Here is a 14988-nt window from a genome sequence, read left to right as displayed (position 1 = left end):
ATTTTTCTCCTCTTAAAAATAAAAATTAAATTTGCGTCATGTATAAACCAGAAAAAGATTTGCCCAAATCTCAATATTTGCAGAGGTTTTAAGATAAAAAGATAATAAAATCTGAACTTTATATAAAAGAAAGAAAATTAATTAGATGCAAAACTCTGGATGCAATAAGCAAAAAATAAAAATGACGAAATGAGTAGGATAAAATAATTAGAGTAGGTGTGTCAGGTTTTTCTTATCATGTGTTTTTTGAATATCCTTTTTAATTATTGATATATAAGTATTTTAATTTTATGGCTAATCTGTAAGTTTGGTTGATATTTGCTTTTTACCAAAAGATAAAAACTTATATGAAAAAGTTATTTATCAAAAATAGATAAGCAACTCATATTTTTTTATTTTTCATTATAAAGCCAGCTGCATACCATGAGCTTATATTATTGAAAGATCATGAAATTATGAGCACAAAGACCAAACCGTTGATTATCACGGCAATTGTGGTTGTAGCAATTGTTGCATTTATCGTATGGCAAAATAAAAAAGACAATAATACAAGTGCTTCAGTTAGCGACAGCAAACCTGTCATCATTGCCTACCAAACAGGGGTGGACCCAAGCAAAGTTGCGCAGGCCAATGGAGAATATGAAAAACATAGCCAACGTAACATTCAATGGAAAAAATTTGATGCAGGTTCAGATGTTGTCAATGCACTTGCTTCAGGCGATGTCGTACTTGGCAATATTGGCTCAAGTCCACTTGCTGCTGCGGCAAGCCGTGATTTACCGATCGAAGTCTTCTTAATTACATCAAAACTTGGTGGATCTGAAGCATTAGTGGTAAGTAATAAATCAGGCATTAAAACTCCTCAAGATTTAATTGGCAAAACCATTGCTGTACCGTTTGTTTCAACCACGCATTACAGTCTTTTGTCTGCGCTTAAACATTGGAATATTCCAGAAGACAAAGTAAAAATTATTAACTTGCGTCCACCTGAAATTTCAGCTGCTTGGGAGCGTGGTGATATCGATGCTGCCTATGTATGGGAACCAGCTTTAAGTAAAGCTAAAGCATCTGGCACGGTTTTAACCGACTCAAAACAAGTCGGCGAATGGGGCGCTCCAACCTACGACTTATGGGTTGTGCGTAAAGACTTTGCAGAGAAAAATCCTGATTTCCTAAAATCTTTTGTTAAAACCACACTGGAGCAGCTTGAAAAATATAATCAAGATCCAGCCGCTTACGTTAAAGATGCCGATAACGTGCAAAAAATTGCGCAGCTCACTGGTTCTGATCCAAAAGATATCCCACTTTTATTAAGTGGAAACATCTACCTTGACCATGCTCAGCAAAAACAAACTTTAGATGGTGAATTTGCGCAAAATATTTTTGATACAGCGAAGTTCTTAAAAGGTCAGGGCAAAGTCGATCAACTGAAAGCCGATTATAAAGGCAATGTGAATTCTTCATTTTTGCAGCCTTAAGGAGTTGTCATGAGTGTACTAGAAGCCAAACATATTCATCTGACTTTTCCTAAACAGCAAAAGCCAGTTTTACAAGACATTAACCTAACGATTGAAGAAGGTTCTTTAACCGTCATTTTGGGCGAGTCAGGTTGTGGCAAAACAACTTTGCTTAATATCTTGGCAGGGTTTCAAAAGCCGAGTTCAGGTGATGTGCTTGTAAATCATGAAGTGGTAAATGGACCAGATGTAACCCGCGCTGTCGTGTTTCAGGATCATGCATTACTTCCTTGGTTGAATGTTGCAGATAATGTTGGCTTCGCTTTGCAGTTAAAAGGTTTAAAGCGCGCGGATATCGAAGCACAAGTGAACGCAATTTTGAAAATTGTAGGTTTAAGCCACGTTGAAAAAGCCAATATTTGGGAACTTTCTGGTGGTATGAAACAACGTGTTGGTATTGCCAGAGCTTTGATTAGTCACGCGCCGTTTATTTTATTAGATGAACCTTTTGCTGCATTAGATGCTTTTACGCGTGAAAACATGCAGCAGTTAGTGCTCGATTTATGGATTCAACAAAATAAAAGCTTCTTTTTAATTACTCATGACATTGAAGAAGCATTATTGCTCAGCAATCAGTTAGTACTGATGACAGCACATCCGGGCAAAATTGTAGAAACTCTACATCTCGATTTTGCTAATCGATATCGTCAGGGCGAGTCTATTCGCTCAATTAAATCTGACCCTCAATTTATTCAGCTAAGAGAACAGCTGTTTGAAAGTTTAAGGGCACAAAAACAAAGCGGTAAGGAGGCGTTAACCACATGAGTACTAAAGATAACGTCTATGAATATGACAAAGCAGGGTTAAAACTTAAGCCAGATGTGCAAACAGAAAATGCTTCATTTCTATCGTCATTTTTTGAGAAGCATCGCACTTTGGCGGTCAGCATAATTAGTGTGGGAAGTGTGGTTGCATTCTGGTTTCTCATTACTGCTTTGCATGTCGTACCTGAACTGTTTTTACCTAGCCCACAGGCAGTATGGCAAAAATTTATAACGGTCAGCCAAGAAGGCTTTATGAAGGCAACTTTGTGGCAACACTTAGCAGCCAGTATCTCTCGTGTGTTTTTAGCCTTGATTGCTGCCGTGGTGATTGGTGTACCACTGGGCTTATGGATGGGCCTGAACAAATGGGTTCGCGCTGTTCTAGATCCTTTGGTTGAATTATTACGTCCAATTCCGCCGTTAGCTTATTTACCCTTACTCGTCATTTGGTTCGGTATTGGCGAAACCACAAAAGTACTTTTGATTTTCTTCTCGATTTTGGCGCCGGTCATCATTAGTAGTGCACATGGTGTGTTAAGCCATCAGCTTAATCGTGAACGTGCGGCATTGTCGCTAGGAGCAAGTCAGGCACAAGTATTTTGGCATGTCATTTTACCGACGGCGTTACCTCATATTATTACCGGTATTCGTATTGGTCTCGGGGTAGGCTGGTCAACATTAGTTGCAGCAGAGTTGGTTGCAGCGGACCGTGGTATTGGTTTTATGGTGCAATCGGCAGCACAGTTCTTAATTACCGATACGGTGATTCTGGGCATTATTGTAATTGCGATTGTCGCAGTTAGTTTTGAGCTGTTTTTACGTTGGTTACAAAAACAGTTTTCTCCTTGGTATGGTCAGCAGTTGTAGTAAAGAAGATGAATACAGTAGTAGCAAACTTAAATATTGAAGTGATCAAGCCTACCATTGGCGCAATTATTCACGATATTGATTTGAATGCGTTAAATGAACAGACAACGCAACAAATCCAGCAGGCTTTGCTTGATCATCAGGTTATTTTTTTTCGAAAGCAACAATTAGCACCGCAAGCACAAGCAGACTTGGCACGTAGTTTTGGCAGTTTACATGTGCACCCGATTTATCCGTCAATTGAAGATGTACCTGAATTGATGGTGCTCGATAGTTGGAAACAAGATTTGCGTGACAATGAACTTTGGCACACAGATGTGACTTTTAGTAAAAATCCACCTTTAGGTTGTGTGTTGCAAGCCATTAAAATTCCACCTGTAGGCGGTGACACGTTGTGGTCGAGTAATACAGCGGCTTTTAAAGGGCTTCCGCTTGAGTTACAGCAAAAACTACGTGGCTTAACGGCAACCCATGATATTCGTAAGTCTTTTCCGCTTGAACGTTTTGCTCATAACGAAGAAGAACGTGAAAAGCTTTTACAAACATTTAAGCGTAACCCACCAGTGGTTCACCCAGTGGTGCGTACCCATCCGGTTACAGGTGAGCCTTTGTTGTTTGTAAGTGAGGGCTTTACCACTCGCATTAATGAGTTATCTGAACAAGAAAGTGAGCAATTACTTGATTTCTTGTTTGAACATGCGACCCAAGAGCAATTTCATTTGCGTTGGAAGTGGCAAGATGGTGATATCGCGATTTGGGATAACCGTTGTACGCAACATAAAGCATTATTTGATTATGGCGATGCTCATCGCATCATGCACCGTGCAACCATTAACGGTGATGTGCCATTTTATAAAAATGAACAACAGCCAGAGTTAGCTGAAGTTTAAGTCGAGCATAGTTTATTTAAAAAAGAAGATTAAAACGACTCAAACCAACTAAAAGTACTGGGCCAATTCTTATCGAAAAGGCCCAGATCACTTATTTTACGGGCACAATTTGATGCGTTAAAAAATCAATAAACAGTTTTACCTTCTTCGACAAAATTTTACGGTTTGGCCATGTCACATATAAGTGAAGTGGCTGACTGGTGTAGTCCTCCAAACATTTCTGTAATTTACCTTCTTTGTAGTAAGGCTCTGCAATAAACTCTGGAAGAAAGACGATACCGTGATCTTTCAAGCACATATCTAATAATAATTCACCATTATTACAGGTCATGACTGGGAAGCAATTGAAAGAGACTTCTTTCTGATCTTTTTGAAAAATCAATTTTTTATGTCGACTATCTTGATAGTAAATCAGAAATCTATGTTCTTTAAGTTCTTCTAATGAGTCTGGTAATCCATGCTGATTAAAATACTCAGGTGTCGCATATAGATAGCGCTGATAGGTATTTAATATTTTACTATTTGCTAAGTTTGGAGGAGAGCCATCTACGCGAATGGTTAAATCAAATTTATTATTATTCATGTCTAGTAGTTGATCAGTCATGAATAAATCAATTTTGATGCTGGGATATTTTTCAATAAAGTCTGAAATTATATTTTGAAGAAAAATATTGCTAAAAGACATGGGTGTATTGAGCTTGAGTTCACCTTCTGGGTACTGCTGATTATAGCTAATTTCGTAGGCAGCCCATTCAAACTCACTTAAAATGACTTTACTATGCTGATAAAACTTTTCTCCACAAGAGGTGAGGTTCATCTGTCTTGTGGTTCTGGTTAACAGAGTGGTTTTCAGGTCATTTTCGAGGTAGCAAACACGTTTGGCCACTAAGTCACGAGAAATATCGAGTGCTCTGGCTGCGCTACTAAAATTCCCATGTTCTACGACACTTACAAAAGTGGAAATACAGTCTAATCGATCCATGGATAAGCAAAAGTTAAAAAAATATATATCAATGATTAAACTATAAAAATTAAAAAGCAATCATTGATTTTATTGTATTCGTACAGCATACAGATTCGAGCTGATTTACTGTCTATTTTTTTACATTTTTATCTGTTTTGATAATAAACATTAGATTATTTACTTAAACACAAAACTTATCAGTAATAACGGAGTTATTCATGAATAAATCACTTTTAGAACAATTATCACCAACCAATTGTCAGGTTATTTTTATTGATCATCAGCCACAAATGGCTTTTGGGGTACAGTCAATAGATCGCCAAGTATTAAAAAATAATACTGTAGGGTTAGCAAAAGCAGCTAAAACATTCAATATTCCTGTCACGATTACGACAGTTGAGACAGAAAGCTTCTCTGGACATACCTATCCGGAACTTTTAGATGTATTTCCAGATGCTCCATTACTAGAACGTACTTCAATGAATTCATGGGATGACCAAAAAGTACGTGATTCGCTTGCAAAAAATAATCGTAAAAAAGTGATTGTTTCAGGTTTGTGGACTGAAGTGTGCAATAACACTTTTGCTTTCGGTGCTATGCTGGAAGGCGATTATGAAATTTATATGGTTGCAGATGCTTCTGGTGGTACATCGAAAGAAGCACACGATTATTCTATGCAGCGCATGATTCAAGCGGGTGTTATTCCAGTAACTTGGCAGCAAGTCTTACTCGAATGGCAACGTGATTGGGCACATCGTGATACGTACGATCAAGTGATGGCAATTGTACGTGAACACTCTGGTGCTTACGGTATGGGCGTTGATTATGCCTATACGATGGTACATAAGGCGCCTGAACGTACCGCATCAAAACACGAAGTACTTGCACCAGTTCCTGCAAAATAAAACAGTACTGATTTAGGTAAAGGCATGTCTAGTATTCAATATTTAAGTTGATTTATTCGATTTTTGACTATATTTGATAAGTGGAAAAGCCATCTGCAACTGTTCGAGGCGGGACAAAATCTGAAAAGATTGTAATTGAACGAGTTTTGCAGATCTTGCGCTGCCTTAAGGGCAGCTCAGATTTTGGTTACTTTTCCCGAAAGAAAAGTAACAGAATTAACTACCCTTATTGGATGTAAAACGGTCAGACTCCGTCGTGTAAAATCAAAAAGAATAATGAAATATATATGTTGCTATACCTTTATTTTTTAGAACGATAATTCACAAGAATGGAGTTCAGAATGACCGAAATAAACCTCATACTCATAAACGGTAAAATCACAACACTAGATCCTCAGAATCCCGAAGTCCAAGCAATTGCGATTGCAGATGGTAAAGTCGTACGTACGGGTACAAATGATGAGGTTATGAAGCTCGCAACACCTACAAGCAAAGTCGTAGACTTAAATGGTCGTCGCGTTATACCGGGTCTAAATGACAGTCATCTGCATATTATTCGTGGTGGCTTAAATTACAATATGGAACTGCGCTGGGAAGGTGTACCATCCGTTGCAGACGCACTACGCTTACTTAAAGAGCAAGCAGATAATACGCCAGCTCCACAATGGGTCCGTGTAGTAGGTGGTTGGACTGAGTTCCAGTTTGCTGAAAAGCGTTTACCGACTTTAGAAGAAATTAATAAAGCTGCGCCAGATACTCCAGTCTTTGTTTTACGTTTATATGCCAGTGCCTTGTTGAATCGAGCTGCGCTTGATGTATTAGGCTTTAACAAAGATACACCGGATCCACCGGGTGGTAAGATTGTAAGAGATGAAAAGGGTGAACCAACTGGTCTATTGCTCGCAACGCCATCCGCTATGATTTTATATTCGACCTTAGGTAAAGCGCCGAAATTGCCAGTTGAAGATCAAGTCAATTCAACTCGTCATTTCATGCGTGAGTTGAACCGATTAGGCATTACTTCAGCAATTGATGCAGGCGGTGGCGGTCAAAACTACCCTGAAGATTATGATGTGATTAAGCAATTACACGATCAAAATCAAATGACAGTGCGAATTGCTTATAATCTATTTGCTCAGAAGGCAGGCCAAGAGCTTGATGACTATCGCCGTTGGACAGAAATGACATTTCCGGGTGATGGTGATGAGTTATTTAGAATGAATGGAGCAGGTGAGAACCTGACTTGGTCAGCGGGTGACTTCGAAGATTTCTATGAACCACGTCCAGATTTACCAGAAAAAATGGAAGGTGAACTCGAAGCCATCGTAGAACACTTGGCTGAAAAGAAATGGCCATTCCGTATTCATGCAACTTACGATGAAAGCATTAATCGTTTGCTCAATGTATTTGAGCGCGTCAATTCAAAACAGCCATTCGCAACTCGATTTATTATTGATCACGCCGAAACCGTATCTGAGCGTAATATTGAACGTATTGGTGCGTTGGGTGGTGGTATCGCCATTCAGCACCGTATGGCATATCAAGGTGAGATTTTCGTAAAACGTTATGGTGCCGAAGCCGCTCAGGCAACGCCACCAGTTAAGAAAATGTTAGAACTTGGTGTTCCTGTCGGTGCGGGGACAGATGCGACTCGAGTTGCATCCTATAACCCTTGGGTATGTTTATACTGGCTAAGTACGGGTAAAACAGTCGGTGGTTTGCCACTCTATGATGAAAAAAATCTATTAGACCGTCAGACTGCACTCAAACTCTGGACTAAAGGTTCGGCTTGGTTCTCAGGTGAAAAAGATGTCAAAGGTTCACTCACAACCGGGGAACTTGCTGACTTGGTCGTGTTGTCTGATGACTACTTCAAAATTGAAGCAGAAGATATCCAGTGGATTGAGTCTGTACTCACTGTTTTAGGTGGAAAAGTGGTATATGCAGGGGCTGAGTTTAAGCAAGACGATCCGCCGTTGCCGCCAGCATCTCCAACATGGTCGCCGGTAAAACGCTTTGGTGGTCAGTGGCGTTTATCTGAAAATCGTAATGCGCCTTCGAATCAATCATTACAGTCACAAAGTGCATTGTGTGAATGTGCTAGCAGTTGTGGCATGCATGGGCATAGCCACTCTTGGATGCTTGACGTTCCTGTAAATGATAAGGATAAAAAATCATTCTGGGGTGCACTTGGGTGTTCTTGTTTTGCATTTTAAATAAAACAGTATGGGAACCTGCCTCATTAAATGGCTTGCTTCCCTAAGGTATGTACGATGAAAATGTACTTGTTATCTTTGGCTGTAGGGTTGCTCGTTGGTGTCTTATATTACGTTTTAAATGTTAAGTCACCAGCTCCACCTCTTGTTGCATTAGTCGGTTTATTAGGCATGGTAATTGGAGAGCAACTGCTTCCTTTTATCAAATCCTATTTTTAATCCGTTTCATTCAAAAAAAGCTAAATGGTTCAATGCCATTTAGCTTTTTATATTAATAAATATCTTCAATTACTTTATACGACGGCCTTGTTCATCAATGATTACTTCGCCATCTTCTTTTGCAAAATAGCCTAAGTTTTTTGCATCTAAAATGTCGAGCACGACTTCAGAAGGGCGGCAAAGTCGTGTGCCTTTTAGTGTAACCACAAATGGGCGATTAATTAAAATTGGATACTCCACCATAAAATCAATTAACTGCTCATCGGTCCAGTTGTCTTGTTCTATCTCTAAATCTTTATATGGATCAACATTTTTACGAATGGCTTCACGTACAGTTAAGTTTGAATCCTTAATGAGTTGAATCAATTCATCTTTACTCGGTGGTGTTTTTAAATATTCAATAATACTGGGTTCAATCCCAGCATGACGAATAAGCGCTAATGTATTGCGTGAGGTTCCGCAAGCAGGGTTATGATAAATCTTCACTAGCTCAGTCATGGTAAATTCAGGGTCGAATTAAGATATTGCATTTATATATGGATATCCGTATATTTGCAATAACGAATATATTATGTTGTAGATATGATCAACCACGTCGATTTCTTTAAATGTCTATCTGACCAAACTCGGTTAAATATTCTTAAATTAGTTCTAAATAAACAAAATATTTGTGTTTGTGAGCTAACAGAGCAGCTTGAGTTGAGCCAACCCAAAATTTCTCGACACTTGGCCTTATTAAGAACTCATGGCGTATTACTGGATGAAAGAAAAGGTCAGTGGGTCTATTACAGTTTAAATCCTGATTTACCTGTATGGGCTTTAGATATTTTAAAGGTGATAGAAAATGACGAGAGTGAGACAGGAGTAAAACAACAAGATCAGCCTTTCATCACGACAACGTGCTGCGATTAATCTTCCTATATTTCTATCTTAAAAATTCGGATTTCTAGCATAGGTGTATCAATCATTTGTGTATTGAACAAAATTAATCAATTCTTTCTTCGAGTAGAACATGACCAGACAAGGGCTTTCATTTTTAGATCGAAACCTGACGCTATGGATTTTCATTGCAATGGCTTTAGGTTTAGCCATTGGAGTTTTCTTTCCTCAGGCATCTGTGTCTTTGAATGAATTAAGTGTAGATAACGTTAATATCCCGATCGCAATCGGCTTAATTTTGATGATGTATCCACCTTTGGCAAAGGTAGATTACGCAGCTTTACCGGAAGTATTTAAAGATAAAAAAACGTTGGCTTTGTCTTTAGTACAAAACTGGTTAATTGCACCAATTTTGATGTTTGTTTTAGCGATTATTTTTCTGCATAACTATCCAGAATATATGACAGGCCTTATTTTGATTGGCTTGGCACGTTGTATTGCAATGGTATTGGTCTGGAATGGTTTGGCCTGTGGGGATAACCAATATGTTGCTGCTTTAGTTGCTTTTAACAGTATTTTCCAAATTTTATTCTTTAGTACTTATGCATGGCTTTTCTTAACTTTCTTGCCGCCATATTTTGGTGTGGCGGGGCAAGTCATTGATGTGAATTTTTGGACCATTACCCATGCTGTATTGGTGTATTTAGGTATTCCATTTTTAATGGGTTTCCTCACGCGACTCATTTTAGTGAAAGCAAAAGGATTAGATTGGTATCAAACTAAATTCTTGCCAAAAATCAGTCCGATTAGTTTGATTGCATTGCTTTTTACCATTGTGGCGATGTTCAGCTTAAAAGGTGGCGATGTGGTGAGCCTACCTCTAGATGTACTGCGAATTGCGATTCCACTGACGATTTACTTTGTGGTGATGTTCTTCATTAGCTTCTTTATGAGTAAACGTATGGGGAATAACTACTCACGTACCACTGCCATTTCCTTTACCGCTGCGGGTAACAACTTTGAGCTCGCGTTAGCCGTTGCTATTGCAACATTTGGTTTAGCGTCACCTGTAGCATTTACCACAGTGATAGGACCATTGGTTGAAGTTCCGGTTTTAATTTCACTCGTTTCAGTTTCTCTTTGGCTCAAGAAAAAGTATTTCTCACATGAACAGTCTTAACAATGATTTATCCAATGTGGCATTAAATCTTTTAGATAAGCCTACCTTTGAACAAGTGCAAGCACAGCAACTTGAACATCCACCACGCATTCTATTGCTATATGGTTCTAATCGTGAACGTTCTTATAGCCGTTTTGCTGTGTTGACGGCTGGACGAATTCTTGAATATTTAGGTGCGGAGGTCAAACTTTTTCATCCTAAAGGTTTACCTTTGCCTGAGGATGCAGGAACAGATCATCCTAAAGTCCAAGAATTACATACACTATTAGCTTGGGCAGAAGGCATGGTGTGGTGCTCGCCTGAACGTCATGGTGCGATGAGTTCAATTTTAAAAGCTCAAATTGACTGGATTCCTTTAGCAGTTGGAGCAATCCGTGCAACTCAGGGTAAAACCCTAGCAGTCATGCAAGTCAGTGGTGGTTCGCAATCTTTTAATGCAGTCAATCAAATGCGTATTTTAGGTCGTTGGATGCGTATGATTACCATCCCAAATCAGTCATCTGTCGCAAAAGCATTTTTGGAGTTTGAGGAAGATGGCAGCATGAAACCCTCTTCTTACTATGATCGAATTGTTGATGTGATGGAGGAACTGTATAAGTTCACATTATTAACGCGTGGGCAAAAAGAATATTTGACAGATCGCTATTCTGAGCGCAAAGAATCGGCAGAAGAGCTGTCAAAACGAGTAAATCAAAAATAAACAGTTTCATGAAAAAGTGCTTCATTTGGAGCACTTTTTATTGCTTAGTTTTTACACTCAGGTGATTGTGGGCAAAAGTTTTTGCATAAGTTCAATAAAGTTTGAAACTTTAGCCGAGTTTTCATTTTCTCGTGTAATCAAGTAAATAGGCGCATTCAGTTTTATTGAATCATCAAATTCCCGATATACAATTCCATGTTCCCAAAAGTTATGCATTGAGGCTGGCACAATCGTTATACCAATTCCAGCAGCGACTAAATTTAATGTAGCGGTAGGTCGAGGTGCTTCCTGAACAATGCGCGGACTAAAGCCTGCTTGGTAGCAACTATATAAAATATTGTCATATAAGCCTTGTCCTGAAGAACGACGATATAAAACAAAATTCTCATCAGATAAGTCAACTAAACTAATTTTCTCTCTTTTTGTAAGTGGATGGCCTATGGGCAATGCCACTACCATTGACTCATCTAATATATGCAGATGTTTCAAACCAATATCACGACTAATCGGCGCTCTTAAAAAAGCAATATCAAGCTTTTCCGAAATTAACCAATCTAATTGCTTTTGGCTGCCTGCTTCTTCAAGTTTAGTCTGTACAGCTGGGTACATTTCTCGATATGAGCGCAATACGAGTGAAATAAGCGGATGTAAGCCCGCAGAACTTGTAAAACCAATATTGAGTTGACCAGTTTTACCTTGGCTAACATCTTGGACGAGTTGGGGAATATGTCTGGCATGCTCTAATAAAAGCTGTGCTTCTTTAAATAAGGCTAAACCAGCCTCAGTTGGTTCAATTCCTCGAGGCTGGCGAATAAATAATTGTGTACCAAGTTCTTCTTCTAGTTTTTTGAGTAAACGCGTTAGAGGCGGCTGTTGTATAAACAATCGATTTGCTGCATGCGTAATATTTCTTTCTTCAACCACTACTACAAAGGCATGAAGCTTATGTAAATCTAGCATAGAAATACCTTTAGGGTATGCTTAGTGAAAATAAAAGCATTTGTAGATATATCACAAAAGTATCATTCTATCTTGGTCAGATAAAGTGAAAAGTAACGAAAATGAACCATGTTGAGATTGCCGTGCGGAAGGAGAGTGTACCCACCTGCACAGAGTTATTTTTAGGTTTTTTAACATTAGGTTTAATTGGATTTGGTGGTGTTTTACCTTTAGCAAGAAAAGTCATTGTAGAGCAGAGACAATGGTTAAGTCCTGAAAAATTCACTGAGTTACTTGGTCTGTGTCAATTCTTACCAGGGGGCAATATCATTAATCTCTCGGTTGCGATTGGCATGGAATTTCGGGGTGTTCGTGGTGCAGTGAGCTCGCTCATTGGTCTGATCCTTGCACCTACTGTTATTGTTGTACTTTTACATTATGTTTATGAGCAGTTCCAAAATAATTTAATGGTTAAGCATCTTTTTGAAGGGTTAGGAGCAGCAGCAGCAGGGCTTCTGGTAGCAACTGGCTTAAAAATGTTGAAACCATTATTACGTAACCCGATAGCGATGTGTGTTGTCGTGGCTGCAATTATCAGTATTGCTTTTCTAAAAATTTCTTTGCTTTTGACCATGCTAATTTTGTTGGCAATTTATTCATCTATTATTTGGAGACGTGTGTAATGGGAGCAGTTCTACTTGCTTTAGCGATCATTTTTACTCAGTTGTCTCTTATTGCATTTGGTGGCGGCAATACAATTTTGCCTGAAATGCAGCGTCAAGTAGTCGACATCCATCACTGGATGACGGCACAAGAATTTAGTGCATTATTTGCCATGGCTCAAGCAGCTCCCGGTCCAAACATGATGATTGTACCGTTGGTAGGATGGCATGTAGCTGGGTTGTCAGGTCTACTGGTAACGTCTACAGCTAAATTTTTACCTTCATCAATTATTACTGTGTTTGTAATGAGAGGGTGGTCAAAATTTAAAGATAAGAAATGGCGCCGTGTTTTACAGCTTGCTTTACAACCTGTCACTGTGGGAACTGTGCTTGCCAGTGCGTGGATTATTTCTGAGGCAGCGGCAATAAATACTTTACTTGTCATTATGGTAGTCATTGCAACTTTATTATCTTTAATTAAAAAGGTTCATCCCTTGCATGTCTTGATTGCTGGGGCGGTATTTGGTGTGGTCTTACTCTAGTTTAACCAGTTTGCCGACCTGCGCTGGATGAGTTCAAGTTGGCTTTTTTCATTGAAGTAAATAAAATTTAAATCTAAAAAACCGATTGAATATATAAAAACATACTGTTTCACCTATTTTGTGTTTTAACGTACTATGCATCTATTGAAAGAATTTGGATGCATTGGAGTAAAAACAGATGTTAGATCAAAACATTAAAACTCAATTAAAAGCTTACCTAGAACGTTTAGAAAGTCCAATCGAATTAGTTGCTGCTTTGGATCAATCAGATAAAGCTGCTCAAATTAAAGAGCTGGTTACCGAAATTGCTGAACTTTCTGACAAGGTGACTGCTCGTTTTGATGGTAACAATACACGTCGTCCAAGCTTTGGTGTGGCTAAAGCAGGTGAACAACCTCGTGTGTTTTTTGCCGGCTTACCGATGGGCCATGAGTTTACATCTTTGATCTTGGCACTGTTACAGGTGTCTGGTTATGCCCCTAAAGTGTCAAATGAAGTGCTCAACCAGATTAAAGGTTTAAACCTCAAAGCCAACTTCGATGTGTTTGTATCGTTAAGCTGTCATAACTGTCCGGATGTGGTACAGGCGCTTAACCTGATTGCCATTTATAACCCGAACACAACAGCAACCATGATTGATGGTTCATTCTTCCAAGACGAAGTTGAACAACGCAAAATCATGGCTGTACCGATGGTGTTCCAGAACAATGAGCACATTGGCCAAGGTCGTATGACGCTTGAAGAGATTGTGGCGAAACTCGACACCAACTCAGCTGAAAAAGATGCAGCAGCACTCAATGCCAAAGATGCTTTTGATGTATTGGTGATTGGTGGTGGACCTGCGGGTGCAACAGCAGCAATCTATGCAGCACGTAAGGGCATTAACACGGGTATCGTAGCTGAACGCTTCGGTGGTCAGGTCATGGATACCATGGACATTGAAAACTTCACTTCAGTGCAAAAGACTCAAGGTCCTAAGTTTGCTGCCGAGATGGAAGCACACGTTCGTGAATACGATGTTGATATCATGAACCTGCAACGTGTTAGTAAAATCACAGGTGCAAACCAAACGATAAATGGTCTGGTTGAAGTTGAACTTGAAAACGGTGCAAAACTTGAATCGAAAACAGTGATCCTTTCAACAGGTGCACGTTGGAGAGAAATGAATGTACCGGGTGAACAAGAATACCGTACCCGTGGTGTTGCATACTGCCCACATTGTGATGGTCCATTATTTAAAGGCAAACGTGTAGCGGTGATTGGTGGTGGTAACTCAGGTGTTGAAGCTGCAATTGACCTTGCAGGAATTGTTGAGCATGTGACTTTAGTTGAGTTCGATACAAAACTACGTGCTGACCAAGTTTTGCAAAACAAACTGCATAGCTTGCCAAATACAACCGTGATTATGAATGCCTTAAGCACAGAAGTATTAGGTGATGGCTCACAAGTGACAGGTCTTAAATATAAAGACCGTACCACTGATGAAGAACATGTGGTCGAGCTTGCAGGGATCTTTGTACAGATTGGTTTACTGCCAAACACTGACTTCTTAAAAGACAGTGAAGTTGAGTTAACCAACCGTGGTGAGATCATTGTGAATGACCGCAATGAAACCAATGTCAAAGGTGTGTTTGCTGCAGGTGACTGTACGACTGTGCCTTACAAGCAAATTATTATTGCCACAGGTGAAGGTGCCAAAGCATCACTCTCTGCGTTTGATTACATCATCCGTTCTGGGCAGTAA

At 39.3% G+C, this 14988-nt stretch carries 16 protein-coding genes; 13 read left to right on the top strand and 3 right to left on the bottom strand.

The window, feature by feature from the left end; genetic code table 11:
- The first annotated feature begins 437 nt into the window (after positions 1-437).
- The 4 genes from tauA to tauD are packed head-to-tail and all read left to right on the top strand — an operon-like array spanning position 438 to position 4038.
- A complete protein-coding gene (tauA, locus tag WA249_RS02830) occupies positions 438-1478 on the top strand; it encodes a taurine ABC transporter substrate-binding protein (RefSeq protein WP_336166397.1) in 1041 nt (346 codons plus the stop codon).
- A gap of 9 nt (positions 1479-1487) precedes the next feature.
- On the top strand, positions 1488-2282 hold the full coding sequence (locus WA249_RS02825) for a taurine ABC transporter ATP-binding protein (RefSeq protein ID WP_086497183.1): 795 nt from the start codon (positions 1488-1490) through the stop codon (positions 2280-2282).
- On the top strand, positions 2279-3148 hold the full coding sequence (tauC, locus tag WA249_RS02820) for a taurine ABC transporter permease TauC (protein ID WP_336166396.1): 870 nt from the start codon (positions 2279-2281) through the stop codon (positions 3146-3148). The genes WA249_RS02825 and tauC overlap by 4 nt, the downstream gene beginning before the upstream one ends.
- 8 nt (positions 3149-3156) lie before the next feature.
- Entirely contained in the window at positions 3157-4038 is an 882-nt protein-coding gene (gene tauD, locus WA249_RS02815; protein ID WP_336166395.1) for a taurine dioxygenase, read from the top strand.
- Positions 4039-4129: 91 nt separating this feature from the next.
- On the opposite strand, the gene WA249_RS02810 is transcribed toward tauD, so the two are convergent.
- The gene (locus WA249_RS02810) at positions 4130-5020 is read right to left on the bottom strand and encodes a LysR family transcriptional regulator (RefSeq protein WP_336166394.1); all 891 of its coding nucleotides are present in this window, start codon (positions 5018-5020) and stop codon (positions 4130-4132) included.
- Between the two features lie 200 nt (positions 5021-5220).
- Here WA249_RS02810 and WA249_RS02805 point away from each other — a divergent pair, with 200 nt between their 5' ends.
- From WA249_RS02805 to WA249_RS02795, 3 genes are all read left to right on the top strand, one after another.
- Positions 5221-5907, top strand: a complete 687-nt coding sequence (locus WA249_RS02805) for a hydrolase (protein ID WP_336166393.1) — start codon at positions 5221-5223, stop codon at positions 5905-5907.
- A 341-nt stretch (positions 5908-6248) separates the two neighbouring features.
- On the top strand, positions 6249-8123 hold the full coding sequence (locus WA249_RS02800) for an amidohydrolase (RefSeq protein WP_336166392.1): 1875 nt from the start codon (positions 6249-6251) through the stop codon (positions 8121-8123).
- A 57-nt stretch (positions 8124-8180) separates the two neighbouring features.
- On the top strand, positions 8181-8342 hold the full coding sequence (locus WA249_RS02795) for a DUF1427 family protein (protein WP_000784879.1): 162 nt from the start codon (positions 8181-8183) through the stop codon (positions 8340-8342).
- Between the two features lie 69 nt (positions 8343-8411).
- Here WA249_RS02795 and arsC read toward each other — a convergent pair whose 3' ends face one another.
- Complete coding sequence (gene arsC / locus WA249_RS02790) at positions 8412-8840, bottom strand: arsenate reductase (glutaredoxin) (protein ID WP_336166391.1); 429 nt, start codon at positions 8838-8840, stop codon at positions 8412-8414.
- Between the two features lie 84 nt (positions 8841-8924).
- Here arsC and WA249_RS02785 point away from each other — a divergent pair, with 84 nt between their 5' ends.
- The 3 genes from WA249_RS02785 (at position 8925) to arsH (ending at position 11101) form a co-directional block, all read left to right on the top strand.
- Entirely contained in the window at positions 8925-9254 is a 330-nt protein-coding gene (locus tag WA249_RS02785; protein WP_336166390.1) for an ArsR/SmtB family transcription factor, read from the top strand.
- A gap of 100 nt (positions 9255-9354) precedes the next feature.
- On the top strand, positions 9355-10401 hold the full coding sequence (arsB, locus tag WA249_RS02780) for an ACR3 family arsenite efflux transporter (RefSeq protein WP_336166389.1): 1047 nt from the start codon (positions 9355-9357) through the stop codon (positions 10399-10401).
- The gene (gene arsH, locus WA249_RS02775; protein ID WP_336166388.1) at positions 10388-11101 is read left to right on the top strand and encodes an arsenical resistance protein ArsH; all 714 of its coding nucleotides are present in this window, start codon (positions 10388-10390) and stop codon (positions 11099-11101) included. Before arsB ends, arsH begins: the two co-directional genes overlap by 14 nt.
- A gap of 57 nt (positions 11102-11158) precedes the next feature.
- Here the strand turns inward: arsH and WA249_RS02770 are convergent, their stop codons facing one another.
- The gene (locus WA249_RS02770; protein ID WP_336166387.1) at positions 11159-12061 is read right to left on the bottom strand and encodes a LysR family transcriptional regulator; all 903 of its coding nucleotides are present in this window, start codon (positions 12059-12061) and stop codon (positions 11159-11161) included.
- Between the two features lie 101 nt (positions 12062-12162).
- Here WA249_RS02770 and WA249_RS02765 point away from each other — a divergent pair, with 101 nt between their 5' ends.
- The 3 genes from WA249_RS02765 (at position 12163) to ahpF (ending at position 14988) form a co-directional block, all read left to right on the top strand.
- Entirely contained in the window at positions 12163-12723 is a 561-nt protein-coding gene (locus tag WA249_RS02765) for a chromate transporter (protein WP_336166386.1), read from the top strand.
- Positions 12723-13244 carry a chromate transporter gene (locus WA249_RS02760; protein WP_151767237.1) on the top strand — a complete coding sequence of 174 codons (522 nt, stop codon included), beginning with the start codon at positions 12723-12725 and terminating at the stop codon, positions 13242-13244. Before WA249_RS02765 ends, WA249_RS02760 begins: the two co-directional genes overlap by 1 nt.
- Positions 13245-13422: 178 nt before the next feature.
- A complete protein-coding gene (gene ahpF / locus WA249_RS02755) occupies positions 13423-14988 on the top strand; it encodes an alkyl hydroperoxide reductase subunit F (RefSeq protein WP_336166385.1) in 1566 nt (521 codons plus the stop codon).

This window comes from Acinetobacter sp. 161(2023), assembly GCF_037027805.1.
In the GTDB taxonomy this organism is placed as follows: Bacteria; Pseudomonadota; Gammaproteobacteria; order Pseudomonadales; family Moraxellaceae; genus Acinetobacter.
This window is presented reverse-complemented; position numbering and strand designations above follow the sequence as displayed.

Excerpts from the sequence above, each read along its gene's own strand:
- arsC (WP_336166391.1), bottom strand. The coding sequence starts at position 8,840 with ATGACTGAGCTAGTGAAGATTTATCATAACCCTGCTTGCGGAACCTCA.
- tauC (WP_336166396.1), top strand. The coding sequence starts at position 2,279 with ATGAGTACTAAAGATAACGTCTATGAATATGACAAAGCAGGGTTAAAA.
- arsH (WP_336166388.1), top strand. The coding sequence starts at position 10,388 with ATGAACAGTCTTAACAATGATTTATCCAATGTGGCATTAAATCTTTTA.
- WA249_RS02810 (WP_336166394.1), bottom strand. The coding sequence starts at position 5,020 with ATGGATCGATTAGACTGTATTTCCACTTTTGTAAGTGTCGTAGAACAT.
- WA249_RS02760 (WP_151767237.1), top strand. The coding sequence starts at position 12,723 with ATGGGAGCAGTTCTACTTGCTTTAGCGATCATTTTTACTCAGTTGTCT.
- WA249_RS02770 (WP_336166387.1), bottom strand. The coding sequence starts at position 12,061 with ATGCTAGATTTACATAAGCTTCATGCCTTTGTAGTAGTGGTTGAAGAA.
- WA249_RS02765 (WP_336166386.1), top strand. The coding sequence starts at position 12,163 with ATGAACCATGTTGAGATTGCCGTGCGGAAGGAGAGTGTACCCACCTGC.
- WA249_RS02785 (WP_336166390.1), top strand. The coding sequence starts at position 8,925 with ATGATCAACCACGTCGATTTCTTTAAATGTCTATCTGACCAAACTCGG.
- WA249_RS02825 (WP_086497183.1), top strand. The coding sequence starts at position 1,488 with ATGAGTGTACTAGAAGCCAAACATATTCATCTGACTTTTCCTAAACAG.
- WA249_RS02795 (WP_000784879.1), top strand. The coding sequence starts at position 8,181 with ATGAAAATGTACTTGTTATCTTTGGCTGTAGGGTTGCTCGTTGGTGTC.
- ahpF (WP_336166385.1), top strand. The coding sequence starts at position 13,423 with ATGTTAGATCAAAACATTAAAACTCAATTAAAAGCTTACCTAGAACGT.
- WA249_RS02800 (WP_336166392.1), top strand. The coding sequence starts at position 6,249 with ATGACCGAAATAAACCTCATACTCATAAACGGTAAAATCACAACACTA.
- arsB (WP_336166389.1), top strand. The coding sequence starts at position 9,355 with ATGACCAGACAAGGGCTTTCATTTTTAGATCGAAACCTGACGCTATGG.
- tauD (WP_336166395.1), top strand. The coding sequence starts at position 3,157 with ATGAATACAGTAGTAGCAAACTTAAATATTGAAGTGATCAAGCCTACC.
- WA249_RS02805 (WP_336166393.1), top strand. The coding sequence starts at position 5,221 with ATGAATAAATCACTTTTAGAACAATTATCACCAACCAATTGTCAGGTT.